Genomic DNA, 23,849 nt, shown 5'->3' with positions numbered 1-23,849 from the left:
ATGGGCGGCGCGGGCGTCATCGACAACTTTCTCGGCACCTTCACCCGCTACATCGACAGCGGGTTCGGGCTTCTCGGCGGCGAGGTGGCGTTCATCGCCACCACGCTCATTGTCATCGACGTGACGCTTGCCGCCCTGTTCTGGAGCTGGAGCGCGGATGACGACATCATTGCGAGGTTGGTGAAGAAGACGCTGTTCGTCGGTGTCTTCGCCTACCTGATCGGCAATTGGAACAGCCTCGCGAAGATCGTCTTCGACAGCTTCGCGGGGCTCGGCCTCAAAGCCTCCGGCACAGGCTTCACCGCGCAGGATTTGATGCGGCCGGGAAAGGTGGCGCAGACCGGATTGGACGCCGCCCGGCCGCTGCTCGATTCCATTTCCGACCTCATGGGCTGGATCGCGTTCTTCGAGAACTTCATCCAGATCGCATGTCTGCTGTTCGCCTGGGCACTGGTCATCCTCGCCTTCTTCATTTTGGCCGTGCAGCTTTTTGTGACGCTGATCGAGTTCAAGCTGTCCACGCTCGCCGGCTTTGTCTTGATCCCGTTCGGCCTGTTCGGGAAGACCGCCTTCATGGCCGAGCGCGTGCTTGGCAACGTCATCTCGTCGGGCATCAAAGTGTTGGTGCTCGCTGTCATTGTCGGCATCGGCTCAACGCTGTTCTCGCAATTCACGCAAGGCTTCGGCAGCCAGACCCCGAGCATCGACGACGCCATGGCCATCGTGCTCGCGGCGCTGTCGCTCGTCGGTCTCGGCATATTCGGTCCCGGCATCGCGTCCGGGCTTGTCAGCGGCGGTCCCCAACTCGGCGCGGGCGCAGCGGCCGGCACGGGCCTCGCCGTTGGCGGCGCTGCCCTGGCCGCAGGCGGCGCGGCCGGACTCGCCGTGAAGGGAGGCGCTGCCGCGTTGTCGGGCGGAGCCGCCGCCGTGCGTGGTGGCGCGACGGCGGCCGGCGCAGCTTCCGCCGCTTACAGCCTCGGCTCGCTCGGACAGTCCGGCGCGGCTGGCGTCGCTTCCGGCGTGGGCGGTGTGGCGCGTGCAGCAGGCTCCGCCGCTATCTCGCCGCTCAAGCGCGCCGTCGCGCGGGCCTCCGAAAGCGTCAAATCCAGCTTCTCCGATGGCGTGAAGGCCGGCTTCGGCGCGACTGGCGGAACGTCCTCCATGGAATCGGCCGGCGACGCGGCCGAAGCCGCGTCCGCGCCATCGCAGACTTCCGGCACGCCGCCCGCCTGGGCGCAGCGAATGCGCCGTGGCGGGCACATGGGCCATGCCGTCCAGACCGCCGCGCACGCCGTCCGCTCGGGCGACAGCCACGCCTCCGGTTCTTCCGTCAACCTCTCTGAAAGCGACCGCTCATGAGCATTTTCAAGCGACCAGCCGTGCATTTCGGCAAGACCCCGCAACCCGAAACACCATACCAGCGCGCCGCGCAGGTTTGGGACGAGCGGATCGGCTCGGCCCGCGTGCAGGCGAAGAACTGGCGCTACATGGCCTTCGGATCGCTGATCCTTTCGGCCGGCTTCGCCTCCGCGCTTGTCTGGCAGTCTGCGCGCGGGACCGTCGTGCCCTGGGTCGTGCAGGTTGATCGGCTCGGCCAGGCGCAAGCCGTCGCGCCGGCCACGGCCGACTATCGCCCGACCGACCCACAGGTGGCATGGCATCTCGGCCGCTTCATCGAGCAGGTCAGGAGCATCCCTGCCGATCCCATCATAGTCCGGCAGAATTGGCTTCGCGCTTACGAATGGACGACGGATAGGGGCGCGGCAGCGCTCAATGACTATGCCCGCGCCAACGACCCGTTCACCAAGGTCGGCAAGGAGCAAATCGCCGTCGAGGTATCGAGTGTCATCCGCGCCTCGCCGGATTCCTTCCGCGTGGCCTGGACCGAACGCCGCTACGAGAACGGCCAGCTCTCCACCACGGAGCGATGGACCGCGATCCTGACCATCGTGATCCAGCCGCCGCGCGACGCCGAACGGCTGCGCGCCAATCCGCTCGGCATCTACGTCAACGCCATCAACTGGTCGCGGGAGATGAGCCAATGAGCACGGCTTTCTATAAACCCGCGATTGCGGCAGTCCTGCTTTCCGCGACCACGCTTGCGGGCTGCGCGACCTACAAGCCGCCGCAGATCGGCTATGATGCCGACGTGCCGCCATTGCCGGCGGTCCCCGCGGCTGTTGCGGATGATCGGCCGCGGCCGTTGCATGTCCCGCCAGCATGGACGGTCGCACGGGGCGGCACGGCTGCCGGCACGCCGACCGCGCGCGTCGAGAACGCCAACGCCGCCGCCCGCGTGCAGCCGCGACGCGAGGGCTACTACAACGCCATCCAGATTTATCCGTGGAGCGAAGGCGCGCTCTATCAGGTCTACGCCGCCGTTGGGCAGATCACCGACATCGCTCTGGAGCCCGGTGAGAGCCTGACCGGCGCGGGACCGATAGCGGCAGGCGACACCGCCCGCTGGATCATCGGCGACACGGAATCCGGTTCGGGCGTTACGCGCCGCGTCCATATCCTTGTCAAGCCGACCCGCGCCGACATCGTGACCAACCTCGTCGTCACGACCGACCGCCGCGTTTACATGCTCGAGCTGCGTTCCGGCGAGAATCCCTATATGCCCGCCGTCGCCTGGGCCTATCCGCAGCCGCCAGCCGGCCAGCGCCAGAGCGTGCCCGCCACGCCGGTCATCCCGGCCGTGGCCGCGCGCAATTACCGCTATGGCCTGACCGGCGACAATCCGCCGTGGAAGCCGGTCGCCGTCTATGACGACGGCAGGCGCGTCTATGTCGAGTTCCCGCGCGGCATCGTGCAGGGCGAGATGCCGCCCATCTTCGTTCTCGGCGCGGACGGCGAGGCGCAGATCGTCAACAGCCGCATCCACCAACATATCCTGATCGTGGATCGCCTGTTCGGCGCGGCCGAGCTGCGCCTTGGCAGCGGCGACCGCCAGCAGACCGTCAGGATTGTCCGCACGGACGGGAGGCCATCGTCATGACCGATACCGAAGCCAATGCCGCGCCGATGCGGCTTCGCGCCGAGCCGCCGCGCGTCACCCGGCTTTCGCGCAAAGTGCTTGCCAGCGTGGCGGCCGTCGCTTTGGTTGGCATAGGCGGTGCGCTCATCTATGCGCTCCAGACCCGCGACGGCGGCACGGGCGGCGAAGAACTCTACTCGACCAGCAACCGGCAAACCGCTGATGGTCTTGCGGGCCTGCCGCGCGACTATACCGGCCCGGTGCTCGGCCCACCGCTGCCCGGCGACCTCGGCCGCCCTATCTTGGGCGCGCAGAATCGAGGCCAGCCCGTCGCGCCGACGATGACGACGCCCACGGTGGACGCTGCGGAGCAGCGCCGCTTGGCGGAAGAGGAAGCCGCGCGCGTCAGCCGCGTGTTCTTCCAGATCGAGGCGCGCACCGGCAGCCCGGCCGGAGCGCCGGGAGGCTCGACCATGCCCGGCCTCGACCTTGCGGGCCTGACAGGGCAACCCGGCCAGCAGACCGCGCAGGATCGGCAAGCCGCCTTTCTCAACGCGCCCGTGGATCGGCGCACCACGGCGTCGGATCGCGTCATGCCGCCAGCCTCGCCCTATGTGCTCCAAGCCGGAGCCGTCATCCCGGCCGCGCTCATCACCGGCATCCGCTCCGATCTTCCGGGGCAGATCACGGCGCAGGTAACGGAAAGCATCTATGACAGCCCGACCGGCAGCTTGCTCCTGATCCCGCAGGGCACGCGCATCATCGGCCAGTATGACAACAACGTGCAGTTCGGCCAGCGCCGCGTCCTGCTCGTCTGGAATCGCCTCATTCTGCCGAATGGGGGTTCCATCGTTCTGGAGCGGCAGCCTGGCGCGGATGCCGCCGGCTATGCGGGCCTTGAGGATGGCGTCGATTATCATTGGTGGGATTTGGCGAAGGCCGCCGGCCTCTCGACGCTGCTCTCGATAGGGGCCGAACTTGCCGTCGATGACGATGACCGGCTGTTGAGCGCCATCCGCAACGGCGGCCAGGACACCATCAACGACGCCGGCCAGCAGATCATCCGCCGCCAGCTCAATGTCTCGCCGACGCTGACCATCCGGCCGGGTTTCCCGGTCAGGATTGTGGTTACACGCGATCTTGTCCTCGAACCCTACGGAGGTTGACCATGGCAAAGCTGAAACTCGGCCCAATCCCCGACGACAAGCCCGTCAAGGTCTCGCTGGAGCTACCCGCGTCGCTTCACCGCGATCTTGCCGCTTATGCCGAGGCACTGGCTCAAGAGACCGGCCAGCCTATCACCGATCCAGTGAAGCTGATCGTGCCGATGTTGGAGCGCTTCATCGCCACCGATCGGGGGTTTGCAAAGACCCAGCGGCAGGGCGGAAGTGTTGAAAAATAGATGCTGGAAATGCGCAGCAAGCGGCCGCCCCAACGAGATGGAATGCGCTGAGGTTCAGCGCATTCCATTTCCACGATATGTTTTTTGTATCGTAGAGCCATTGATATTATATTTGAAGTATCGCCTTCGACTCTCCATCTTTATGGTGAGAAGGAGAGCGTTAGGTGCATTTCGAAAACAGAGTGCTGCTTGTCACTGGTGCCGGGCGTGGTCTGGGCTTTGCGTATGCGCGCACCCTTGCCGAACTTGGCGCAACAGTCGTCATTCATGATGTGGGAGCGGACACCAGCGGTTCAGGCGAAGACCCGCAAGTAGCGGAGGACGCAGCCGCTACACTGCGCACGCACGGCTACCACGCCGTAGCAACTAGCAATCCGCTGGGATCACGGAACGGCTGCCGCCAGCTTATCGACCAAATCATTGCAGCTCATGGACGCTTCGACGGATTCATTCACAACGCCGGTTGGGTCGCCTATCAGGCTGTCGAAGATATTGAAGAGAGGGCCTTCGATCACATGATGGCGATCGGCGCCAAGGCGCCGCTCTGGCTCGCGCAAGCCGCGTGGCCCGTGATGAAGGAAGCCGGCTACGGACGCATCGTGCTCACGACATCATGCCGGGCGATCTATCCGCAATATGTGCATAAGGGTCTGACCTCCTATGCCGCTGCAAAGATGGCGGCCGTGGGTATCGTCAATGTTCTGGCGATGGAGGGTGATTCCCATGGAATAGTCGTCAACGCCATCTCGCCTGTTGCGAAGACACGCATGTGGGGAGTCGAGGGTGAACCGGATGAGCTTCGGCCTTCGGAAGTCGCGCCGGGTGCGGCGTTCCTTGCTTCGGATGCCTGTACCGAAAGCGGCTGGATACTTCGGGCAGCGAACGGTCAATTCCACGCCACACGAGCCGTCGAGGCTGCCGATGTGGACTATCCGCGTGACCTTCGCGGGATCAGGGCGAAGACGGTAGACGACGTCGCGGCGCAATGGTCGCAGATCGCTGTCCCATCCTTGGAGCCGCGATCATGAGCGAAGCATCGGTTGTCCTCACTAGCCAAGCCATTCTCGGAGAATGCCCGCTTTGGAGCCGGTCGCGAGATAGGCTGCTGTGGGTGGATACGCTCGCGCCCACACTCAACCTGTTCGATCCTGTTACGGGTGAGAATGAAGCGATTGCCGCTACTGCGCCCTTGGGCTTCGTTGCCGAGCGCGATGGTGATCTATTTCTTGGCCTCGGTTGCGACGTTGCGAAACTCGATTCAAGCGGCGCAATGCGCACAATCACGTCCGCGCCCCATGCCGCACAAGGCTTTCGCCTCAATGATGCGCGCTTCGACGTTCGTGGCCGCCTTTGGATCGGTCTTATGGACGAGGCGCTCACCGAGGGCTCGGGCTGGCTTTTTCGGTTCGACCCTGATGGCTCGTGGCACGAATGCGATAGTGGTTTCACGCTGATCAACGGGCTGGACTGGTCGCCGGATAATCGCACGCTCTTTGTCACCGATTCTCGGCGCGGCACTATCTACGCATACGATTTCAACGCGGAGGCTGGAACAATCGCCAATCGGCGCGTGTGGTTTCAGATGGAAATTGCCGACGGCAAACCTGACGGCTTGTTCGTTGATCCGCTTGGCTACGTCCTGTCAGTCTTGTTCGATGGTGCAGCGATTCTTCGGCTTGCACCCGATGGCAGTCTCGCAGGACGCGCCGATCTTCCGGTCCCCCGTCCGACGAGTTGTGCCTTGTCCCTGGATGGCAGCCGCTTGTATGTGACCACCGCACGGCTGGGACTTTCCGCCGACGAGCTTGCGGCCGCGCCTTGGTCGGGCGCTCTGCTGGCCTTGCCTTATCCCGACGGGATCAGGGATGCGCGCGATGGTTGACCTGCGCCAACTACGCCAATTCATCGCAGTCGCAGAGGAACTTCATTTCCATCGTGCCGCCGCGCGACTCAGCATGTCACAGCCGCCTTTGACGACGGCAATCCGCAAGCTGGAAGAAGAAATCGGCGTCGAGCTGATCGAGCGCGGGAATCGAACCCTCGGGTTGACGGCGGCCGGCCGGGTATTCCTTGACGAAGCGCGACAAACGCTCCTGCAAGCAGAGCGCTCAGTCGCTGCCGCGCAAGAAACTGCTGCTGGCCGAACGGGCTTCGTGCGTCTCGGCTACGTCGGCAGCGCCCTCTATGGTCGCTTGCCGGATGCCATCCGAGCGTTTCGCGAAAGCCATCCCGAAGTCCGGCTCGAATTGCTGGAAGCCACCACGGCTCAACAAGTGGAACGCATCCGCGAAGGCGGAATGGACGCAGGCCTGCTCATTCCCTCGGTCCCCGATGCCGGTGATCTTTCCTTTCAGCCTTTCGACACCGACCGCTTATGCATCGCGTTGCCCCACTCACATGCGCTGGCGACCACTCGGAGCATATCGGTGGGCGATCTGGCCAACGAGAACTTCGTCTTATGGCCTGCGGCCGAAGGGCGTAGTTTCCACGTCAAGGTGATCCGCCTGTGCGCCGATGCCGGCTTCGTCCCGATGGTCGTTCAGGAAGCCCATGGCATGCATGCGGTCTTGTCCCTGGTCGCAGTCGAAGCTGGCATCTCGATAGTGCCACAGAGCATGATGGGATTCCGGAATGACCGGATCATCTATCGTCCCATCAAAGATGGCCACGCTGCCTTCGAGCTATCATTCTGCTTTCGCGACCCCGTCCCCAATCCCGCGCTCAAACAATTCCTGAAAACCACAGCGCAGCCGCTACGTCGTTCCAGATCAAGCGTAGAGCGAAGCGGCGGGAAGTGACGATGCGACGGAGGCTTCATTCGAAGAAAAACCTCGAACCGTCACGACTTCCGCTACTCGGGGCGCGCATCCCTATGGCATCATTGATCCAGACACTCGCCGTCGCTGAATATCTGAACTTCCGCCACGCGGCCAATGCCCTTGGTGTCAGCCTGTCGAGCGTCAGCTTCCGGGTGAAGACGCTGGAGCAAGACCTTGGCGTCCTCCTGTTCGAACGTCATGCGCGGGGCGTTCGACTGACAGAGGCCGGCCGCCTTTTTGTAAAGCAGGTATCGGCCGGCGTCGATCAGCTCGACCATGCCGTGAACACCGCTGGCATGGCGGCGTCAGGCGAATGTGGCCGCCTTCGCATTGGCGTCCATGCCCTGATCCCTCGCAGCTTTCTCGCCGATCTGATCCAAAAATATCGAGAGGACCATCCCCGCATCGAGATTGATGTGACGGAAAGCACGGCGCGCGAAGCGGTTATGCAGCTTCGCGCAGACCGGCTTGACATCGTGTTCGTGGCCGGCACGCCTGAGCCACCCGACTGCCATTCGCGACTTATATGGACCGAAGCGCTCATGGCCGCGCTGCCGGATCGGCATCGGTTGGCCGAGCAGCCCGCCGTCATCTGGGCCGACCTAACAGGGGAGACATTTCTTGTCCGGCATGGCGGCACTGGGCCGCAGGCTCACGAGCACATCATCCTGCGTCTTGCCGGACGCTGGCCCGCTTCTTCGATTCACCGCTTCGATGTTGGGCGCGGCACCTTGCTTTCCATGATTGGACAGGGCTTCGGCATCACCATCGTCGGATCGGCGACATCGCTGCTGCCGACGTCCGGCGTTACCTTCCTTCCTATCGCGGACGAGCCGGAGCCGGTTCCTTTCTCGGCAATATGGTCGCCGTCAAATCGCGGCACCGCGCTCCGAAACCTGCTCACTCTTGCAAGCGAAATGCGCCAATCCGCGCATCCCCGCAGTTGGCCAGTAAAGGTGTAACCGAGGACGATCCCATGACATTCAGCCAGTACCGCAGGCTTCTAATCTTTCTTGCAATGGGAATGACGTTGTTTGCACGGCCGGGAGCGGCAGAGGCGCTTAATACGACGGAAGACAGATCTAACGGGGAGCGTATGATTCAGCAGCTTCGCGTCTATGAAATTTTCGAGCGAAACAAGGCCGCTTTCCACGCCCGATTTCGTGACCACGCTGTTCGCATCATGGAGCGGCATGATTTTCATATCGTCGCAATGTGGGAGGCTAAGACTGATGGACGAACGGAGTTCGTCTATCTCCTGCAATGGCCCGATGAAGCCACGATGACTGACCGTTGGCAACGCTTCATGGCCGATCAGGAATGGGCGCGGATCAAAGAAGAGACAGCGGCTCAGCACGGACAGCTCGTTGGTGAAATACAGAGCCGCCTCCTGCGGCTTACTTCGTATTCTCCCCCCGCACAATAATCGCATATCCATCCGTTATGTGAGCACGTACTTGAGCCATTCAGATGGCTCGATGCTCTGGCAATGTTGCCTATGCCGCCACCACGTTCAACGCAACGGGGGTGCCGCGAGCGCACAGGTGCAAATGCGGCACGCTACAGGCCGCCGGCCCCCCTCCATGCTTCGCCTAATTCCGGGGCTTGCAGCCGCCCGGAATCCAACAGCGAACCACGGAGGATTCCATGCGCGCGAAGCGCCGTCGCATCCGAAAAGAACGCCCTCGACAGCCCATCCCGAAGACACTCCCCGATGACTTCTATGACTATGGCGACGATCCCGCGCCGCGCTTCGGTGCGCCGCGCGGAACCCCGCTCCATATCGTCGATGTCGAGAAGCTGCCCGTCATCGACGACTGGCCGGAGAAGGTGCCGATCACCGAGGAAGAGATCGACATCTTCGAGCGCTACTTCGGCGATGTGCTCGACCGGCTGTTCGGCCCAATCGACGGCCCTGAATTGGGCTTGAAATCGTTATCTCTATCTGATAACAAGAAGCCGTGAGCGAGGCGCGCGATCCGAGCCTCGACGCGCTTCTGGACCTCGACGGCCAGGTGCTCGTTGTCGATCCTGAGGGCGGTCATTGGGTGAAGTTCGTCGTCACCCGCGTTCCGGCTTCGCCGGAAAAGCCGCACGGCCTCGACTACTCGCTCACGCTTCACGGGCCTTCGGGCGAACGGCTGGTCGGCTTTGACAATGCCCATCCGGTCGGCCGGGGCAGGCGCGGCGAGCCGCTGGACCATCGGCACCGCCTCCAGACCGTGAAGCCATACGCCTACGAGGACGCGGCCACGCTGCTGGCCGACTTCTGGCAGGCGGTGGACGCGGTGTTGAAGGAGCGAGGCGTGCTATGACGGCGCTGAAAGTCGGGATTGCCGACTATGAAGAAATGAAAGCCCGCACCATGCGGATTGCCAAGGGCAAGGAAAAACCTGCGTCCGACGATCCGAAGGTGTGGTTCACGTCAACCGAATCCTTTGCCAAGGTTCTGTCGGCCGGCAATCGCGAATTGCTGCGCGTTATCGACGAACAGGCTCCGGGTTCGCTGGAGGAATTGTCACAGATCACCGGGCGGGCGAAATCCAATCTGTCACGGACGCTCAAGACCATGGTGAGCTACGGCCTTGTCCGCATGGAAAAGGGCCAAGGGCTGAAACTCATCCCCAAGGTCGCGCATGACCGCGTGGAACTGGTGCTGCCGTTGACCACGGGCAAAAGGCTCCGGAAGGCTGCGGGAGACCGGCGTTGAACATTCAAAGCCCTCATGTCGCCGTGCGTGCGGCGCTCTATCTCCGCGTCTCCACGCCCCGGCAGGCCGAGCACGCCGTGTCGATCCCCGACCAGCGCAAGCAGGGCGAAGCCTATTGCGAGCAACGCGGCTACCAGCTTGTCGAGACCTTCGTGGAGCCCGGCAACAGCGCCACGAACGACCGCAGGCCCGAGTTCCAGCGCATGATCGAGGCCGCCACAGCCAAGCCAGCGCCGTTCGATGTCGTCGTGGTGCATAGCTTCTCGCGCTTCTTCCGCGACGAGTTCGAGATGGAATTTTATTACCGGAAGCTGGCGAAGAACGGCGTGAAGCTCGTCTCCATCACGCAGGAGCTTGGCGACGATCCGATCCACGACATGATGCGGCGCATCATGTCGCTCTTCGACGAATACCAGTCGAAGGAGAACGCCAAGCACGTCCTGCGTGCCTTGAAGGAGAACGCCCGGCAAGGCTTCTGGAATGGCTCCCTGCCGCCCATCGGCTACCGCGTCGTTGATGCCGAACAGCGTGGCGCGAAGATCAAGAAGAAGCTGGAGATCGACCCGCTCCATGCCGACACCGTGCGGCTGATCTTTCGCCTCGCGTCAGAAGGCGATGGCACGTCCGGTCCTCTGGGCGTCAAGGCCATCGTCAACCACCTGAACAAGAACCGCATCATGACCCGCAACGGCGGGCGCTGGGGCATCGGCCAGCTTCACCGCGTACTGACCCGGCGCACCTATATCGGCGAGCATCAGTTCAACATGCGCTCCAAGCGCAAGGAGCTGAAACCCAAGGAGGAAGTCGTCACCGTCCAGGTGCCGCCGCTGATCGACCTTGAGATGTTCGAGGTTATCCAGCAGCGCTTGCAGGCTCGCAACCCGAAGGTGACTCCGCCGCGCGTCGTCAGCAGCCCGAACCTGCTTACCGGCATCTGCTACTGCGGCAACTGCGGCGGTGCCATGACGCTGCGCACCGGCAAGAACGGCCGCTACCGCTACTATGCCTGCTCCATCAAGGCGCGTCAGGGCGAAACCGGCTGTAAGGGCCGGGCGATCCCCATGGACAAGCTCGACCGCATGGTGGTGGCGCATCTTGAGGAACGGGTGCTCGATCCCGAGCGGATCGAAATCGTGCTCGCTTCGCTTCTGGATCGCCGGCAGGAAGGCGTTGAGCGGCGCAGCCAGCATATCGGGGAGTTGCGCCAGCGCGCGACCGAAGCCGATCATCGGCTCAACCGGCTCTACGACGCCATCGAGGCGGGTTCGCTCGACCCGGCCGAATCCGCTCTTAGCGAACGCATTGCCGGCCTAACCGCGATTCGGGATCAGGCGCGAGCCGATGCCGCCCGAGTCGAAGCGATGCTCCAAAGCTCGACGCACCATGCGCTGACAGGTGCGGCCGTGCGCGAACTTGCCACGGAAGCCCGGACCCGGCTTCGGCTCGGAGAGGGCGGCTATCGGCGGGATCACGTCCGGGCCTTCGCCCAGCGCGTCGAGGTCGCCGACGACGCAATCTACATCAAAGGGAGCAAAGGCACCCTGTTGAGGACGCTTGTGGCCGCTAAAGGAGGGAAGTCGGCGGGAATCGGCGTTCCCGGTTTTGTACCGAAATGGCGGAGAGAGAGGGATTCGAACCCTCGATACGGTTTCCCGTATACACGCGTTCCAGGCGTGCGCCTTCAACCACTCGGCCACCTCTCCGTCTGCCTTGCTGTCGGGAAACCGTGTCTCACGGTGAAAACTGACTGCAAACGTGACACCGCTTTTCGAAACAGGCGCTGGTTAATCGCCAACTAGCGGGTGCGGCGCGAATATAGCCAGAAAATGCATATGTTCAACAGCTATTTGCAAGTTTTTGCGTCTAAATCGCAGAGCCTGTGTAAAGAGTGATATCAACGATATAACTGTCTGAAATTATTATATTTTATTTTAATCGTGCAATAGTGTTCCAGCTTGGCTTTGAGCCTGACGGGTTCTGTGTGCTATGCTTTAGCAACATCAAAAAGACAAATCTTCGGGAGACCGGTCAGAAAACCGGCGTCGAAATCAAGGTAGGAAATCCGGGGCAGAGAATCGTGATCCGATTTGTATTGCGTAGTTTTGCGGTTGTTTTTCTGGCTTTGGCGGTGATTTTCGCGGTCCTTGACGGCGCGCGTTCCGTCGGCGCGTCGCAGTTCATAGCGAAGCCGCTTTTTTCCATGTGGTCGCGCAACGCACCCGAGACATTGGCCGATGTAGAAACGTTCGTGACACACTATATAGGGGCAGGAGCTTGGAATGCCGTCTGCATCCCTTTGCTTGAGCGACCGGGTTGGCTTCTTTTCGGCATTCTCGCCCTTTTATTCTATGCAATCGGTCATCGTCGGGAGCGCCCTCTGGGACGCTTCACCGCTCGATAATCAGGAGGTGGATACCATGAGTTTCTTGGACAGCTATCGCAAGAAGACGCTGATGCCTTCGACGGATGAAGCTTTGCCGGGACGCGCGCAACCGATCCCGACATCTGCGACCCACTTCGTCAATAGTCGCCCGCTGAAAGAACCATGGCCGGAAGGCTATAAGCAGGTTCTGTTCGGAATGGGCTGCTTCTGGGGTGCCGAGCGCCTGTTCTGGCAGGTGCCAGGCGTATATGTAACGGCTGTCGGTTATGCGGGCGGGGTCACGCCCAACCCCACCTATGAGGAAACCTGCACGGGGCTGACCGGCCATGCGGAAGTTGTGCTGGTTGTCTACGATCCGAAGGTCGTGAGCCTCGATGAGCTGCTGACCCTTTTCTGGGAGGAGCATGATCCGACGCAGGGCATGCGGCAGGGCAACGATATCGGTACGACCTATCGTTCAGTCATCTATACTTTCGACAAGGCAGATCGTGATGTGGCGGAAAAGAGCCGGGAAGCCTATTCGCAGGCGCTTGCCGGTCGTGGTCTCGGTCCGATCACCACGGAAATCGAGGATGCGCCGGAGCTCTATTATGCCGAGGACTATCACCAGCAATATCTGGCGAAGAACCCGAATGGTTATTGCGGATTGCGCGGCACTGGCGTGAGCTGCCCGATCCCGCTGGCACAATAAGCGGGCTGTAATCAACAGATCGCGCGGTCCTTACCGCGCGATTTTCTTTTTCATGATCAGCATCCCGGCATAGTCGCCTTCCAGATGCTCGAAATCGCTCCAGCCGATCTGGCGGTAAAGGTCGGGCTTGTCTGTGTAAAGATAAGCTTCCGCATAGCCGAGTTCCCGCGCGGCATCCTCGATGGCGCCAACCAAACCTTTGGCAATGCCTTTACTGCGATAGTCAGGCGCGACGAACACACTTGCCACCCATGGCTTCAGATGTGGATGTGTTTCCAGATCGTTGTGGATCAGAAGGGCAAGACCGGCGGGTTGTTCGTTCCAGAGGGCAACTCGCGCTATCTGCCCATCGTCTTCGCGGGAGATGTCGTTAAAAGCCTTGACGGTCTGTTCGAGGGTGGAGCCGCTAAATTCGCCCCATTCCGCATGGTTCCACGCGGCACAAATGGGCACGAGATCGGGGCGGTCGGCGAGGGAGGCAATCTGAAGCATGGTGTTACCAGTGCGGTGGTTTGGTGACCGGTACGTCCGGAGCAGTCTGTTCTTCCAGTTCCAGAAAGCGGTCGGTCAAGGCGCCGAGCTTCTTGGAAAGCCGGTCTATGGTTTTCCATTGTTCGGCCAGAACGGATGACAACTCGTCGATTGTCTTTTCCTGTTCGGCTACGCGAATTTCGAGCTCGGTCAGGCGCTGGTCCGGTGTCATGGCTGGCTTCCATTGGTATTTGGGCGTCGGTGGTCAGTGGGGTTTAGCCACTTTCGATCCATATCGGAAGTACGGTATCACATCATTGCGTCAGCACGAGTACGCCGTTTGAAACTTCATAGTGACGCAGACGTTTCAGAAAGCTCATGCCGAGAAGTGTGTCGGACAAGGCATCGTCACGCAGAACCATGGCCTCCACATCCTCTACTCGAATGCGTCCGATTTCGATGCTGGGCAGGATGGCGGATGCAGCAAGGGTTTCGCCATTGGCGGTCGAGACGCGATATTTGAAATCATCGGGTTTGAGCGACAGGCCGATGCGTCGTGCAGCGTTTGCGTTGATCGCAACCACGCTCGCCCCCGTGTCCACCATTGCACGAAGGGATTGCCCGGCAATTTTTATGTCCGTGATGAAATGGCCACGACTGTCCGGTGTGATCTGCGTGCGGCGTCCGCTATAGGCGGCGGGGTTTTGCGAAGGAGCAGTCGAAGCTGTCGCGGATGTGTTTGAACCGGCTTTAGGCTGTTGCCCGAATTTTTCAAACAGAAGCGGGAAGGCAATTGCCAGTCCCGCAAATACCAGAAGGATCGTAAAAACCCGCGCCATGCTGCCCCCGTTTCCAGGCACATTAGCAGGTGCGGGTTAATGCTTACTTCGTACCGTACATACGGTCGCCGGCATCGCCGAGACCGGGAACGATATAGCCCTTTTCATCGAGACGTTCGTCGATGGAGGCCGTGAACACGTCGACATCCGGGTGGGCTTCGGTAAAGCGCTTGATGCCTTCCGGTGCCGCCAGCAGACAGAGGAAGCGGATATTGGTCGCGCCGCGTTCCTTCAGCTTATCGATGGCTGCGATTGCCGAGTGCCCGGTGGCCAGCATCGGGTCGACCACGATGATGAGGCGGTTGACGATGTCTTCCGGCGCCTTGAAGTAATATTCGACCGGCTGCAGCGTATCGTGATCACGATAAAGGCCGATATGGGCGACGCGCGCGGCGGGTACCAGATCGAGCATGCCTTCGAGAAGGCCATTGCCTGCGCGCAGGATCGAGGCGAAGACAAGCTTCTTGCCTTCAAGGACCGGCGCGTCCATTGGCATCAACGGGGTTTCGATCGGCATGGTGGTCAGTTCGAGATCGCGTGTCACTTCATAGCAGAGCAACAGCGATATTTCCTTCAGCAGCCGCCGAAAGCTGGCTGTGGACGTTTCCTTCTTGCGCATGATGGTGAGCTTGTGCTGGACAAGCGGATGGCTGACGACTGTAACGCCCATGATCTTTCCACTTTTCTTGTTATCTTTTTGACTTTAGCGGCAGTTTGCGCCGGAGAAAACGCCGGGCCAAGCGCGCACACACAGTTTTATGTCTCTTTGGCCATTTTTAAACGCTAACGCAAGACAGTTCACAAGTGCCGGATCACAAAAGGGGTAGTGGAGGACGGTCTCTGCTTGTATCGTCTGGCACAAGCTTTATATGCATTACGGAAATCGTTTTCGTCTTAATATTCAAAAGCAGGATGAGCTATGAGCCAGCAGAACGGCAATGCGGACCGCGTGGGCGCACAAGGTGGCATGGAGCATTCATTCGGCTTCAAGGCGGTCGACGAAAGCGAAAAGCAGGGTCTGGTCAACGACGTTTTCCATAAGGTCGCCAGCAAGTACGACGTGATGAACGATCTCATGTCGGCGGGTATGCACCGCGTCTGGAAAGATGCGATGATCGCATGGCTGGCACCATCGAAGCGCCCCGGCTGGACCTCGCTCGACGTTGCAGGCGGCACCGGCGATATTGCTTTCCGCATTGTGGAGGCTTCCGGTCGTCAGGCCCATGTCACCATTCTTGATATCAATGGCTCGATGCTCGGCGTCGGTCGTGAACGGGCGATCAAGAAGGGCCTTGCCGACAATCTCGAATTTGTTGAAGCCAGTGCCGAAGAGCTGCCATTTGAAGATGCGAGCTTCGATGCTTACACGATTTCGTTCGGCATTCGCAATGTTCCACATATCGACAAGGCGCTGTCCGAAGCTTATCGCGTGTTGAAGCCGGGCGGTCGTTTCCTTTGCCTCGAATTCTCCGAGGTTGAACTGCCGGTTCTCGACAAGGTTTACGACCAGTGGTCGTTCCACGCCATTCCGCGTATCGGCAAGATGATTACCGGCGATGCCGATTCCTACAGCTATCTGGTCGAATCGATCCGCAAATTCCCCAAGCAGCAGGATTTTGCCGCGATGATCGAGAAGGCTGGTTTCGAGCGCGTGAGCTATCGCAATTTCACTGGCGGCATTGCCGCGCTGCATTCCGGCTGGAAGCTTTGATTGTGCCTGTGATGAGTTGGGGTCAGGAACGGGGCATCGGGGCATGAGTAATCTATCCGCCGCTTTCCGGCTGATGCGGGCCGGATGGGTTTTGACACGTGAAGGCGTTATCAGCGCCTTGCCGGTGGAAGGGCTCTCTGGCCTTCCGGCATTCGGGCACAAGATTGCCGGTCTTCTGGCGCGTCCGCGCGCACGTCACATGCAGCGTTCCGAACGTATGTCGCGGGCCATGAACAAGCTTGGTCCGTCCTATGTGAAGCTCGGCCAGTTTCTGGCAACACGGCCCGATATTGTCGGGCGCGATGTCGCTGCCGATCTCGAACTTTTGCAGGACAGGCTCGACTTCTTCCCGCAGGTCGACGCGGTTGCTGCTATCGAAGGTTCGCTTGGCCGCAAGATCGATGATCTTTACCTGCATTTCGATGCGCCGATAGCAGCGGCGTCGATGGCGCAGGTTCACCCAGCTGAAATCATGAAAGACGGAACGCGCCAGAAGGTTGCGGTCAAGGTCATTCGTCCGGGCGTGCGCCAGCGTTTCGTCCGCGACCTTGAAGGTTTCTACATGGTCGCGCGCATGCAGGAGCGTCATGTTCCGTTTACGCGCCGCCTGCGCCCGGTTCAGGTTGTCGAGACGCTGCAACAGACAACCCGCATCGAGATGGATCTGCGTCTTGAAGCGGCAGCGCTGTCCGAGATCGCCGAGAATATCAAGGGCGATGCGGGGTTCCGCGTTCCACAGGTGGACTGGGAGCGCACCGGTCGCGATGTGCTGACGCTCGAATGGATCGACGGCACCAAGATGTCGGATATTTCGGCGCTGGCCGCTGCCGGTTTTGATCTCAAGAAACTGGCCGAAACGCTGATCCAGTCTTTCCTGCGCCATACGCTGCGCGATGGCTTTTTCCATGCCGACATGCATCCGGGCAATCTGTTCGTTGATCCGCAAGGCATTATCGTTGCGGTCGATTTTGGCATCACCGGGCGGCTCAACAAGCAGCAGCGGCGTTTCCTTGCCGAAATTCTCTATGGCTTCATCACGCGTGATTATATGCGCGTGGCGGAAGTGCATTTCGAAGCAGGCTACGTGCCGCATACGCATGATGTGGCGAGCTTTGCGCAGGCTATCCGCGCCATTGGCGAGCCGATCCACGGTCAGCCGGCGGAAACCATTTCCATGGCCAAGCTGCTCACGCTGCTGTTCGAAGTAACCGAGCTTTTCGACATGGAGACCCGACCGGAACTCCTGATGCTTCAGAAAACCATGGTTGTGGTCGAAGGTGTGTCGCGCACGCTCGATCCGCATTTCAACATGTGGAAGGCTGCGGAACCGGTGGTGGGCGACTGGATCGCCAGGAATCTCGGACCGCAAGGTATGCTTGCCGATGCGAAGGACAGCGCTTATTCGCTGCTGCATTTCACGCGTAAGACACCGGAACTTGTTGCGCGTGTGGAACGTGTTTCCGTTGCTCTGGACGATATGGCTGCGAACGGATTGCGCTTTGACGAAGCGACGGCAGAAGCTATCGGCCGGGCTGAAGCGCGCCACTCACGTTGGGGTCGCATCGCGCAGGTGGTGATTGCGGTCTCACTCGCAGCGATAGCGATTAAGCTTTATATTTGGCTGTAGGATCACTTTTAAGGTGACATCTACCTTCTAAAGTGATTTCAATGATTGCACTTGTAACAAGCGGGTGCAATCAAATGGCCAGCATTACCATCCGTAATCTCGATGATGACGCCAAGGAACGGCTGCGTATCAGGGCAGCGCAGAACGGGCGCTCCATGGAAGAGGAAGCACGCATTCTGCTGGCCGGGCAGGATATAGCTCCACAGGCTGTTGCAGTGTCTCCCGGTGCGGGTGCGTCGCTGGCCGGGAAGCGCATTCTTCTCATTATCGGTGGTGGCATTGCCGCCTATAAGACGCCGGACCTCATCCGCCGTCTGCGCGAACGTGGCGCGCATGTGCGCCCGTTGATGACGGCTGCAGCGCAGCAATTCGTGACACCGCTGACCATTGGCGCAGTTTCTGCCGATCATGTCTTCACCGATCTGTTCTCGCGTGAGGACGAGCAGGATGTCGGGCATATCCGGCTTGCCCGCGATGCGGACCTGATCGTCGTCGCGCCTGCGACTGCGGACCTGATGGCGAAGATGGCGAACGGGCTTGCCGATGATCTGGCCAGTGCGGTGCTGCTTGCTCGCAAAGTTCCAGTGCTTGTTGCGCCTGCCATGAACCCGGCCATGTGGGAGAATCCCGCGACCAGACGCAACCGCCTGACGCTTGAAAAAGACGGCGTTCGCTTCATCGGCCCGGAGAGAGGGGAGATGGCGGAAAGCGGTGAAGCCGGAACCGGACGTATGAGCGAGCCGTTGGCGATTGTCGCGGCGATCGAGAACCTGCTTGCTCCGCAGGCAAAGCCGCTTGCAGGCAAAACCATTGTCATGACGTCCGGCCCGACGCACGAGCCAATTGATCCGGTGCGCTACATTGCCAACCGTTCGTCGGGCAAGCAGGGCCACGCTATTGCGGCGGCGCTGGCGCGGCTCGGCGCGACGGTGCATCTGGTGTCCGGCCCGGTCACCATTCCTGACCCCGAAGGCGTCGATGTCATTCATGTCGAGACGGCGCGTGAAATGAAGGCTGCTGTGGAGCGGCATCTTCCTGCCGATGCGGCAATTATGGTTGCAGCGGTTGCCGACTGGCGCACGGCCAATGAAGCCGGACAGAAGATCAAGAAGAAACCCGGTGAAAGCGCGCCGACGCTTGCCATGGTCGAAAACCCTGACATTCTGGCCGGCGTCGGTCATAGCGACAAGCGCCCCGGTCTTGTGGTGGGCTTTGCGGCTGAAACGCAGGACGTGGCCGGAAACGCGAGAGCCAAGCTTGAGAAGAAAGGCGCGGACTGGATCGTCGCCAACGATGTTTCGCATGCGCCGGATGGCAGCAGCGTCATGGGTGGCGACCGCAATCATGTCCGCATTCTAAGCCGTTCCGGCATCGAGGAATGGCCGGAAATGAGCAAGGAACAAGTGGCTGAAAAACTGGCGGAGAAGATTGCTGAGCGGCTTTTGGAAACGAAAGGCTAAGCGTTCTTGAGCGATGCCGGTTTAGAAAAACTCGTCCAGCAAACGGTAATAGGCAATTTTCGTTTCGTCGATTGCCGGGCCGCCATAAATGTCGAGAAAAGGCTGTACCCATTCGTCGCCCAGATTGTAGCGAATGCTCCAGCAGGCTAGTGCAAGATCCTGATAGCGGTCTGCACGGCCGAGCCTGCCGCAGTCGATAAAGCCTGTGAATGCACATTCGCTGGCCATGAAATTTGGCAAGCAAGCATCGCCGTGAGTCACGACCACATCTTCCTGTGACGGTTTCAGGCGGCAAAGTTCGGTGAACAGGTCTTTGGCGCTGCGGCCTTCGCGCTCGTCATCGAAATCATCTTCATCGACGGCACCGGCTTCGACCCGCTTGCGCGCGTCTTCAATGCGACGGTCCAGCCGGTGGTCGAAGGGACAAGCGGCGGGATCGACGCTGTGCAGCGCCTTCAAGGCTTTCGCGAGAATGGAGACGATGCGGTCCGCCGGGAGAGTGCCGACAGATGAGGCGAGGTCCGATCCGGCAAGGCGCGTCATCAAAAGAAAGTGGCGGTCGGCCTGCGTCTCGTACGTAACGACCTTGGGGCAAGGCAATCCCTGCGTTGCGAGCCATTCGAGCCGGGCGCCTTCACCGGCAAGTTCGCTGACGGTACTTGCCGGTTCGATTTTCAGAACGAGCGGTTCATGTTCGTCATGATCGAGAAGCAGGACATTGGCGGTCGAGCGGCCAAGCTCATCCTGCTGGCTGCTATAACCGGTAAGCCGATGCAGCAGTGCATCGGGCAAATCGAGAGCAGCCAGAACAGGATCGGTCATATCACCTTACCGTATCAGGCCTTGTCGCGGACCTGATAGTCCTTGACGGTGGCAAAGCGAATATCCTTCCAGCGTTCGGCTTCGTAATTGAGAGAGAAGCCGTTCTGGGCAAGGAAGACCGGATCGTGATCGAGGTCGTGGGCGATATCGGCACGATGCGAGGCGATGAAACGGTCGAGTTCGGCCGGATCATCTGCCGTAATCCACCGGCAGACCGAGAAGCGCGACATTTCAAAGCCGACCGGCAGCGAATATTCCACTTTCAGGCGTTCGGTCAGAACGTCGATCTGAAGAGCGCCGACGACGCCGACAATGGCTGGAGAACCGTCATCAGGCACGAAGAGCTGTACGACGCCTTCTTCGGCCATCTGCTGCAGCGCTTCACGCAGCTTCTTGGCTTTCATGGCGTCGTCCAGACGCACGCGGCGCAGGATTTCCGGCGCGAAGTTCGGCACGCCACGGAACAGGATATCTTCACCCTCGGTCAGCGTGTCGCCGATGCGCAGCGTGCCGTGGTTCGGAATGCCGACCACGTCGCCCGCAAAGGCTTCGTCGGCAATCTGGCGCGAACGTGCGAAGAAGAATTGCGGCGCAGACAGGCTCATTGGCTTGCCGGTGCGCACCAGCTTTGCCTTCATGCCGCGCGACAGCTTGCCCGAGCAGACGCGCAGGAATGCGATGCGGTCGCGGTGGTTCGGGTCCATATTGGCCTGAATCTTGAACACGAAACCGGTCATCTTGTCTTCGGTGGAGCCAACCATGCGCGTGTCGGCCTGCTGGTCGCGGGGTGAGGGGCCGAAATCGCAGAAAGCTTCGATGAGGTCGCGCACGCCGTAATTCTTCAGCGCCGAACCGAAATAAACCGGCGTCATATGACCTTCGCGGAAGGAGGCGAGGTCGAACGGACGGCAGACGCCGCGTGCCAGTTCCACGCCTTCGAGCCATGCCTCGCGTTCGTTTTCAGGCAGCAGTGCGGCGGCTTCTTCCGGGCCGCTGACCTTGGTTGGCTGCTCTTCATTGTCCTGACGACGCATCGTGTCGTTATGCAGGTCGAAGGTGCCTGCAAAGCTCTTGCCTGAGCCGATAGGCCAGGTGATCGGGGCCGTGTCGAGTGCCAGCTTTTCTTCGATCTCATCGAGGATTTCGAGCGGGTCGCGCGCTTCGCGGTCCATCTTGTTGACGAAAGTGACGATGGGAATGTCGCGCATACGACAGACTTCGAACAGCTTCAGCGTGCGCGGCTCAATACCCTTGGCGGCGTCAATGACCATGACGGCGGAATCCACAGCAGTCAGCGTGCGGTAGGTGTCGTCTGCGAAGTCTTCGTGGCCCGGTGTATCGAGCAGGTTGAAGATGCAATCCTTGTATTCGAAGGTCATCACCGAGGTGACGACCGAGATGCCGCGGTCGCGTTCGATGTTCATCCAGTCCGACCGGGTCTGGATGCGGTCCTTCTTGGCCTTCACCTCACCGGCGAGCTGGATGGCGCCGCCGAACAGCAGCAGCTTTTCGGTCAGCGTGGTCTTACCGGCGTCCGGGTGCGCGATGATCGCGAATGTGCGGCGCTTGGAAACGGGATGGTCAGCGGGCATGAAGAAACTCGTGATGGCGAAACGTTGGGCTGCGCGTGAAAGCGCGCCGCGAAGATGTTGGGGAGCATCTAGCAGGACTTGGCCGAAAGGTCGAGTTCAAATGAAAAAGCGGCGCAGTGCGCGCCGCTTTGCCAGTGATCTGTGATGTTTATCGGCTCTTGATGCCAAGGCCGAAGGCAATAAAGGACCAGCCCTGGAAGATCAGGTCTATCGCCAGGAAAAGACCAAGAATGAACAGGCTGTTGACCGGCCATTGCATGGCGATGATGAGACCGAGCAGCATGGTGATGACACCGGCTGCGACGATCCAGCCCCAACCGGCGGACGGTTTCGATTTGAAGCCGAGCCAGATGCGGAAAGCGCCGGAGCCGAGAAGAGCTGCCGCCAGAAGGAAGGTCATCACGCCAGCCGCCAGCACCGGATTGATGAAGGCGACGATACCGGCTGCCGTGTAGAGCAGGCCGCTCAGGAGCCAGAAGAAGAAGCTGCCCCATGTTTTGACGCCGAAGGCGTGAATGATCTCGATGACGCCGCCAATCAGCATCATCAGGCCGACATAGTAGACCGAGACTACGGTGGCCAGAACGAGATTACCGAAGGCGATGCCTCCGAGGATCAGCAGTGCGACCCCAAGGGCGACGAACCACCCCCATTTGCTGGAAAGTTCCTTTGGAAAGGTCGGGCGGTCGAAATCATTATGAGCTGTTGCCATGAGACGTCCCTCAAATTGTCATGCCTCGGGAACCATATAAGGCATGTCCGGGATTTGACCAGCTTTTGTGCGAGGCGGGTGGGATCATCGTTGTCTACTCTGTTCGTTCGCTCGACCGCGCATTATATCTCTTTGCTATTGCAGTCGTTTTCCGCTTAAAGTTCATGTGATGTTCGATCTCGTTTCCCACTACTGGCCGCATATCCTGTTCGTTCTGTCGGGCGTTCTGGGCGCGATTGCCGCCATTCACGCGACGATGACGAAGGACGAGGTACGCACGGCCATCGGCTGGGTAGGCGTGATCGTGCTGTCGCCCATCGTCGGGGCGGTGGTCTATGCCATTGCGGGCGTGAACCGTATCCGGCGGTCGACGCTCACCCACCAGCGCGCCAATATGGGCAAGATCGCGCTCTATCACCTGTCGCATTTCGATACGACGAACGACCTCGTGCGCGCCGCCTTCGGACGCCAGTTCGGGGCGATGAAGATATTGGGCGATGCCGTCAGCCTCTATGATTTCACCAGCGGCAACAGCATCGAGATGCTGGAAACGGGGGACGAAGCCTACGCCGCTATGCTCGACGCGATAAGCAGAGCCGAGCGCAGCATCATGCTGGAAACCTATATTTTCGACCGGGACGCCATTGGCGAAAAATTTGCCGATGCTCTGGGTGATGCGGTCAAGCGCGGTGTGGAAGTGCGGGTGCTGGTCGACGCTGTCGGCGCGCGCTATTCCTTTCCGAGCATCGTGAAGCTTTTGAAGGACAAGGGTGTTGCCGTCGATGTGTTCAACGGCAACATCATCATCGGGTTGCGCCTGCCTTATGCGAACCTGCGCACCCACCGCAAAATTCTCATTGTTGACGGCAAGATCGCCTTTACCGGCGGCATGAATATCAGAGCGGGTTTCGTGCGTGCGATCGCGGGCAAAGCGGTTGCCTTCGATACGCATTTCAAGCTTGAAGGCCCGGCGATTGCCGATCTCTTCCATATTGCATCCGAAGACTGGCGCTTTGCGACCGGCGAACTTCTGACCGGCGAGGCATGGAAGATAGCGCCGCCGGAAAACCCGCCGGGAACGGGAACGCTGGTGCGTGTCGTCGGGTCAGGCCCCGACAAGAATGTGGAAACCAACCAGCGCATGATGATGGGCGCTTTCTCGATTGCCGAGCAGCATATTCTCATCATGACGCCTTATCTTCTGCCGGACCGTGAACTGATCAGCGCGCTGGTGACGGCGGCGCGGCGCGGCGTGTCAGTCGATATCGTCGTGCCGGGCGTCAACAATCTGAAGCTGGTGGATCGCGCCATGCGCGCGCAGTTCGACCAGCTGTTGAAGGATGGTTGCCGCATCTGGCGGGCAGGCGGCGCTTTCAATCATTCGAAACTGATGACCATCGACGGTGCTTGGTCTTATGTCGGATCGTCCAATATTGATCCGCGCTCGCTGCGACTGAATTTCGAGGTCGATCTTGAAATTCTCGACCGCGACGTGGCGCGTCAGGTGGAAGAACGCATCGGCAAGGTGATCGAGGGTAGCCGCGAGGTCAATCTTGCGCGTCTCAAGAACAGGCCATTTCTGGAGCGTCTGCTGGACCGGATTATATGGCTGGGTTCGCCGTATCTCTGAGAA

Annotated in this window: 26 protein-coding genes, 1 tRNA gene and 1 pseudogene; 20 read left to right on the top strand and 8 right to left on the bottom strand. The window is 60.4% G+C overall.

Annotation, left to right across the window (positions count from 1 at the left end; translation table 11 throughout):
• The 14 genes and pseudogenes from trbL to LJ361_RS19820 all read left to right on the top strand — a co-directional run.
• Positions 1-1,359, top strand: coding sequence for a P-type conjugative transfer protein TrbL (gene trbL, locus LJ361_RS19885; RefSeq protein WP_264812128.1), 1,359 nt, complete (start codon positions 1-3; stop codon positions 1,357-1,359).
• The gene (gene trbF / locus LJ361_RS19880) at positions 1,356-2,045 is read left to right on the top strand and encodes a conjugal transfer protein TrbF (RefSeq protein WP_264812127.1); all 690 of its coding nucleotides are present in this window, start codon (positions 1,356-1,358) and stop codon (positions 2,043-2,045) included. Before trbL ends, trbF begins: the two co-directional genes overlap by 4 nt.
• Complete coding sequence (trbG, locus tag LJ361_RS19875; RefSeq protein ID WP_264812126.1) at positions 2,042-2,998, top strand: P-type conjugative transfer protein TrbG; 957 nt, start codon at positions 2,042-2,044, stop codon at positions 2,996-2,998. The genes trbF and trbG overlap by 4 nt, the downstream gene beginning before the upstream one ends.
• Positions 2,995-4,143, top strand: a complete 1,149-nt coding sequence (locus tag LJ361_RS19870) for a TrbI/VirB10 family protein (RefSeq protein ID WP_264812125.1) — start codon at positions 2,995-2,997, stop codon at positions 4,141-4,143. Before trbG ends, LJ361_RS19870 begins: the two co-directional genes overlap by 4 nt.
• Before the next feature lie 2 nt (positions 4,144-4,145).
• Positions 4,146-4,379, top strand: coding sequence for a DUF2274 domain-containing protein (locus LJ361_RS19865; RefSeq protein WP_264812124.1), 234 nt, complete (start codon positions 4,146-4,148; stop codon positions 4,377-4,379).
• 164 nt (positions 4,380-4,543) lie between these two features.
• Positions 4,544-5,407: an SDR family NAD(P)-dependent oxidoreductase gene (locus LJ361_RS19860; protein WP_264812123.1), complete on the top strand. Its 864-nt coding sequence runs from the start codon at positions 4,544-4,546 to the stop codon at positions 5,405-5,407.
• Entirely contained in the window at positions 5,404-6,261 is an 858-nt protein-coding gene (locus LJ361_RS19855) for an SMP-30/gluconolactonase/LRE family protein (RefSeq protein ID WP_264812122.1), read from the top strand. Before LJ361_RS19860 ends, LJ361_RS19855 begins: the two co-directional genes overlap by 4 nt.
• Positions 6,254-7,177 (top strand): LysR family transcriptional regulator, encoded by a 924-nt coding sequence (locus LJ361_RS19850; RefSeq protein WP_264812121.1) that lies wholly within the window; start codon positions 6,254-6,256, stop codon positions 7,175-7,177. Before LJ361_RS19855 ends, LJ361_RS19850 begins: the two co-directional genes overlap by 8 nt.
• A gap of 74 nt (positions 7,178-7,251) precedes the next feature.
• Positions 7,252-8,160, top strand: coding sequence for a LysR family transcriptional regulator (locus tag LJ361_RS19845; protein ID WP_264812120.1), 909 nt, complete (start codon positions 7,252-7,254; stop codon positions 8,158-8,160).
• Between the two features lie 14 nt (positions 8,161-8,174).
• A complete protein-coding gene (locus tag LJ361_RS19840; RefSeq protein ID WP_264812119.1) occupies positions 8,175-8,624 on the top strand; it encodes an NIPSNAP family protein in 450 nt (149 codons plus the stop codon).
• Positions 8,625-8,845: 221 nt separating this feature from the next.
• Positions 8,846-9,163: a hypothetical protein gene (locus LJ361_RS19835; protein ID WP_264812118.1), complete on the top strand. Its 318-nt coding sequence runs from the start codon at positions 8,846-8,848 to the stop codon at positions 9,161-9,163.
• Positions 9,160-9,513: a DUF6516 family protein gene (locus LJ361_RS19830; protein WP_264812117.1), complete on the top strand. Its 354-nt coding sequence runs from the start codon at positions 9,160-9,162 to the stop codon at positions 9,511-9,513. The genes LJ361_RS19835 and LJ361_RS19830 overlap by 4 nt, the downstream gene beginning before the upstream one ends.
• On the top strand, positions 9,510-9,908 hold the full coding sequence (locus LJ361_RS19825; RefSeq protein ID WP_264812116.1) for a helix-turn-helix domain-containing protein: 399 nt from the start codon (positions 9,510-9,512) through the stop codon (positions 9,906-9,908). Before LJ361_RS19830 ends, LJ361_RS19825 begins: the two co-directional genes overlap by 4 nt.
• A 23-nt stretch (positions 9,909-9,931) precedes the next feature.
• Positions 9,932-10,945, top strand: a pseudogene (locus LJ361_RS19820) (recombinase family protein); the annotation flags it as partial.
• Positions 10,946-11,521: 576 nt separating this feature from the next.
• Here the strand turns inward: LJ361_RS19820 and LJ361_RS19815 are convergent.
• Positions 11,522-11,611, bottom strand: a tRNA-Ser gene (locus LJ361_RS19815).
• Positions 11,612-11,985: 374 nt separating this feature from the next.
• On the opposite strand from LJ361_RS19815, the gene LJ361_RS19810 reads away from it, so the two are divergent.
• Together LJ361_RS19810 and msrA are read left to right on the top strand one after the other, a co-directional pair.
• Entirely contained in the window at positions 11,986-12,309 is a 324-nt protein-coding gene (locus tag LJ361_RS19810) for a hypothetical protein (protein WP_010659378.1), read from the top strand.
• Positions 12,310-12,325: 16 nt separating this feature from the next.
• Positions 12,326-12,982 carry a peptide-methionine (S)-S-oxide reductase MsrA gene (msrA, locus tag LJ361_RS19805; RefSeq protein WP_010659379.1) on the top strand — a complete coding sequence of 219 codons (657 nt, stop codon included), beginning with the start codon at positions 12,326-12,328 and terminating at the stop codon, positions 12,980-12,982.
• Positions 12,983-13,012: 30 nt separating this feature from the next.
• Here msrA and LJ361_RS19800 read toward each other — a convergent pair whose 3' ends face one another.
• From LJ361_RS19800 to upp, 4 genes are all read right to left on the bottom strand, one after another.
• Positions 13,013-13,474 (bottom strand): GNAT family N-acetyltransferase, encoded by a 462-nt coding sequence (locus tag LJ361_RS19800; protein WP_010659380.1) that lies wholly within the window; start codon positions 13,472-13,474, stop codon positions 13,013-13,015.
• A gap of 4 nt (positions 13,475-13,478) precedes the next feature.
• Positions 13,479-13,685 (bottom strand): SlyX family protein, encoded by a 207-nt coding sequence (locus LJ361_RS19795; RefSeq protein ID WP_010659381.1) that lies wholly within the window; start codon positions 13,683-13,685, stop codon positions 13,479-13,481.
• A gap of 82 nt (positions 13,686-13,767) precedes the next feature.
• Complete coding sequence (locus LJ361_RS19790) at positions 13,768-14,292, bottom strand: TIGR02281 family clan AA aspartic protease (RefSeq protein ID WP_010659382.1); 525 nt, start codon at positions 14,290-14,292, stop codon at positions 13,768-13,770.
• 43 nt (positions 14,293-14,335) lie between these two features.
• Positions 14,336-14,962 carry a uracil phosphoribosyltransferase gene (upp, locus tag LJ361_RS19785; RefSeq protein ID WP_006467614.1) on the bottom strand — a complete coding sequence of 209 codons (627 nt, stop codon included), beginning with the start codon at positions 14,960-14,962 and terminating at the stop codon, positions 14,336-14,338.
• 249 nt (positions 14,963-15,211) lie between these two features.
• Here upp and ubiE point away from each other — a divergent pair, with 249 nt between their 5' ends.
• The 3 genes from ubiE (at position 15,212) to coaBC (ending at position 19,090) form a co-directional block, all read left to right on the top strand.
• A complete protein-coding gene (gene ubiE, locus LJ361_RS19780) occupies positions 15,212-16,003 on the top strand; it encodes a bifunctional demethylmenaquinone methyltransferase/2-methoxy-6-polyprenyl-1,4-benzoquinol methylase UbiE (protein WP_010659383.1) in 792 nt (263 codons plus the stop codon).
• Between the two features lie 43 nt (positions 16,004-16,046).
• Entirely contained in the window at positions 16,047-17,630 is a 1,584-nt protein-coding gene (ubiB, locus tag LJ361_RS19775; RefSeq protein WP_010659384.1) for a 2-polyprenylphenol 6-hydroxylase, read from the top strand.
• Between the two features lie 74 nt (positions 17,631-17,704).
• Positions 17,705-19,090, top strand: coding sequence for a bifunctional phosphopantothenoylcysteine decarboxylase/phosphopantothenate--cysteine ligase CoaBC (gene coaBC, locus LJ361_RS19770; RefSeq protein ID WP_226622093.1), 1,386 nt, complete (start codon positions 17,705-17,707; stop codon positions 19,088-19,090).
• 21 nt (positions 19,091-19,111) lie between these two features.
• Here the strand turns inward: coaBC and LJ361_RS19765 are convergent, their stop codons facing one another.
• The 3 genes from LJ361_RS19765 to LJ361_RS19755 all read right to left on the bottom strand — a co-directional run bounded on the left by LJ361_RS19765 (position 19,112) and on the right by LJ361_RS19755 (position 22,216).
• The gene (locus tag LJ361_RS19765; RefSeq protein ID WP_010659386.1) at positions 19,112-19,912 is read right to left on the bottom strand and encodes an APH(3')-II family aminoglycoside O-phosphotransferase; all 801 of its coding nucleotides are present in this window, start codon (positions 19,910-19,912) and stop codon (positions 19,112-19,114) included.
• A 14-nt stretch (positions 19,913-19,926) separates the two neighbouring features.
• On the bottom strand, positions 19,927-21,504 hold the full coding sequence (locus LJ361_RS19760) for a peptide chain release factor 3 (RefSeq protein ID WP_010659387.1): 1,578 nt from the start codon (positions 21,502-21,504) through the stop codon (positions 19,927-19,929).
• Positions 21,505-21,652: 148 nt separating this feature from the next.
• Positions 21,653-22,216 (bottom strand): HdeD family acid-resistance protein, encoded by a 564-nt coding sequence (locus LJ361_RS19755; protein WP_010659388.1) that lies wholly within the window; start codon positions 22,214-22,216, stop codon positions 21,653-21,655.
• A 169-nt stretch (positions 22,217-22,385) separates the two neighbouring features.
• Here LJ361_RS19755 and cls point away from each other — a divergent pair, with 169 nt between their 5' ends.
• Complete coding sequence (gene cls, locus LJ361_RS19750) at positions 22,386-23,846, top strand: cardiolipin synthase (protein ID WP_010659389.1); 1,461 nt, start codon at positions 22,386-22,388, stop codon at positions 23,844-23,846.
• Positions 23,847-23,849 lie beyond the last annotated feature (3 nt).

The sequence above is a fragment of the Brucella sp. JSBI001 genome (assembly GCF_026014005.1).
In the GTDB taxonomy this organism is placed as follows: Bacteria; Pseudomonadota; Alphaproteobacteria; order Rhizobiales; family Rhizobiaceae; genus Brucella; species Brucella anthropi.
The sequence above is the reverse complement of the archived record's forward strand: the minus strand, read 5'-3'. Positions and strand labels throughout refer to the sequence as shown.

Bases quoted from the DNA above. Each gene is read 5' to 3' on its own strand.
- LJ361_RS19850 (WP_264812121.1), top strand. From the start codon at position 6,254: ATGGTTGACCTGCGCCAACTACGCCAATTCATCGCAGTCGCAGAGGAA.
- trbL (WP_264812128.1), top strand. From the start codon at position 1: ATGGGCGGCGCGGGCGTCATCGACAACTTTCTCGGCACCTTCACCCGC.
- LJ361_RS19795 (WP_010659381.1), bottom strand. From the start codon at position 13,685: ATGACACCGGACCAGCGCCTGACCGAGCTCGAAATTCGCGTAGCCGAA.
- LJ361_RS19855 (WP_264812122.1), top strand. From the start codon at position 5,404: ATGAGCGAAGCATCGGTTGTCCTCACTAGCCAAGCCATTCTCGGAGAA.
- trbF (WP_264812127.1), top strand. From the start codon at position 1,356: ATGAGCATTTTCAAGCGACCAGCCGTGCATTTCGGCAAGACCCCGCAA.
- upp (WP_006467614.1), bottom strand. From the start codon at position 14,962: ATGGGCGTTACAGTCGTCAGCCATCCGCTTGTCCAGCACAAGCTCACC.
- LJ361_RS19835 (WP_264812118.1), top strand. From the start codon at position 8,846: ATGCGCGCGAAGCGCCGTCGCATCCGAAAAGAACGCCCTCGACAGCCC.
- LJ361_RS19755 (WP_010659388.1), bottom strand. From the start codon at position 22,216: ATGGCAACAGCTCATAATGATTTCGACCGCCCGACCTTTCCAAAGGAA.
- msrA (WP_010659379.1), top strand. From the start codon at position 12,326: ATGAGTTTCTTGGACAGCTATCGCAAGAAGACGCTGATGCCTTCGACG.
- LJ361_RS19840 (WP_264812119.1), top strand. From the start codon at position 8,175: ATGACATTCAGCCAGTACCGCAGGCTTCTAATCTTTCTTGCAATGGGA.
- LJ361_RS19760 (WP_010659387.1), bottom strand. From the start codon at position 21,504: ATGCCCGCTGACCATCCCGTTTCCAAGCGCCGCACATTCGCGATCATC.
- ubiB (WP_010659384.1), top strand. From the start codon at position 16,047: ATGAGTAATCTATCCGCCGCTTTCCGGCTGATGCGGGCCGGATGGGTT.
- LJ361_RS19765 (WP_010659386.1), bottom strand. From the start codon at position 19,912: ATGACCGATCCTGTTCTGGCTGCTCTCGATTTGCCCGATGCACTGCTG.
- LJ361_RS19870 (WP_264812125.1), top strand. From the start codon at position 2,995: ATGACCGATACCGAAGCCAATGCCGCGCCGATGCGGCTTCGCGCCGAG.
- LJ361_RS19800 (WP_010659380.1), bottom strand. From the start codon at position 13,474: ATGCTTCAGATTGCCTCCCTCGCCGACCGCCCCGATCTCGTGCCCATT.
- LJ361_RS19865 (WP_264812124.1), top strand. From the start codon at position 4,146: ATGGCAAAGCTGAAACTCGGCCCAATCCCCGACGACAAGCCCGTCAAG.
- LJ361_RS19845 (WP_264812120.1), top strand. From the start codon at position 7,252: ATGGCATCATTGATCCAGACACTCGCCGTCGCTGAATATCTGAACTTC.
- LJ361_RS19825 (WP_264812116.1), top strand. From the start codon at position 9,510: ATGACGGCGCTGAAAGTCGGGATTGCCGACTATGAAGAAATGAAAGCC.
- cls (WP_010659389.1), top strand. From the start codon at position 22,386: ATGTTCGATCTCGTTTCCCACTACTGGCCGCATATCCTGTTCGTTCTG.
- ubiE (WP_010659383.1), top strand. From the start codon at position 15,212: ATGAGCCAGCAGAACGGCAATGCGGACCGCGTGGGCGCACAAGGTGGC.
- trbG (WP_264812126.1), top strand. From the start codon at position 2,042: ATGAGCACGGCTTTCTATAAACCCGCGATTGCGGCAGTCCTGCTTTCC.
- LJ361_RS19790 (WP_010659382.1), bottom strand. From the start codon at position 14,292: ATGGCGCGGGTTTTTACGATCCTTCTGGTATTTGCGGGACTGGCAATT.
- coaBC (WP_226622093.1), top strand. From the start codon at position 17,705: ATGGCCAGCATTACCATCCGTAATCTCGATGATGACGCCAAGGAACGG.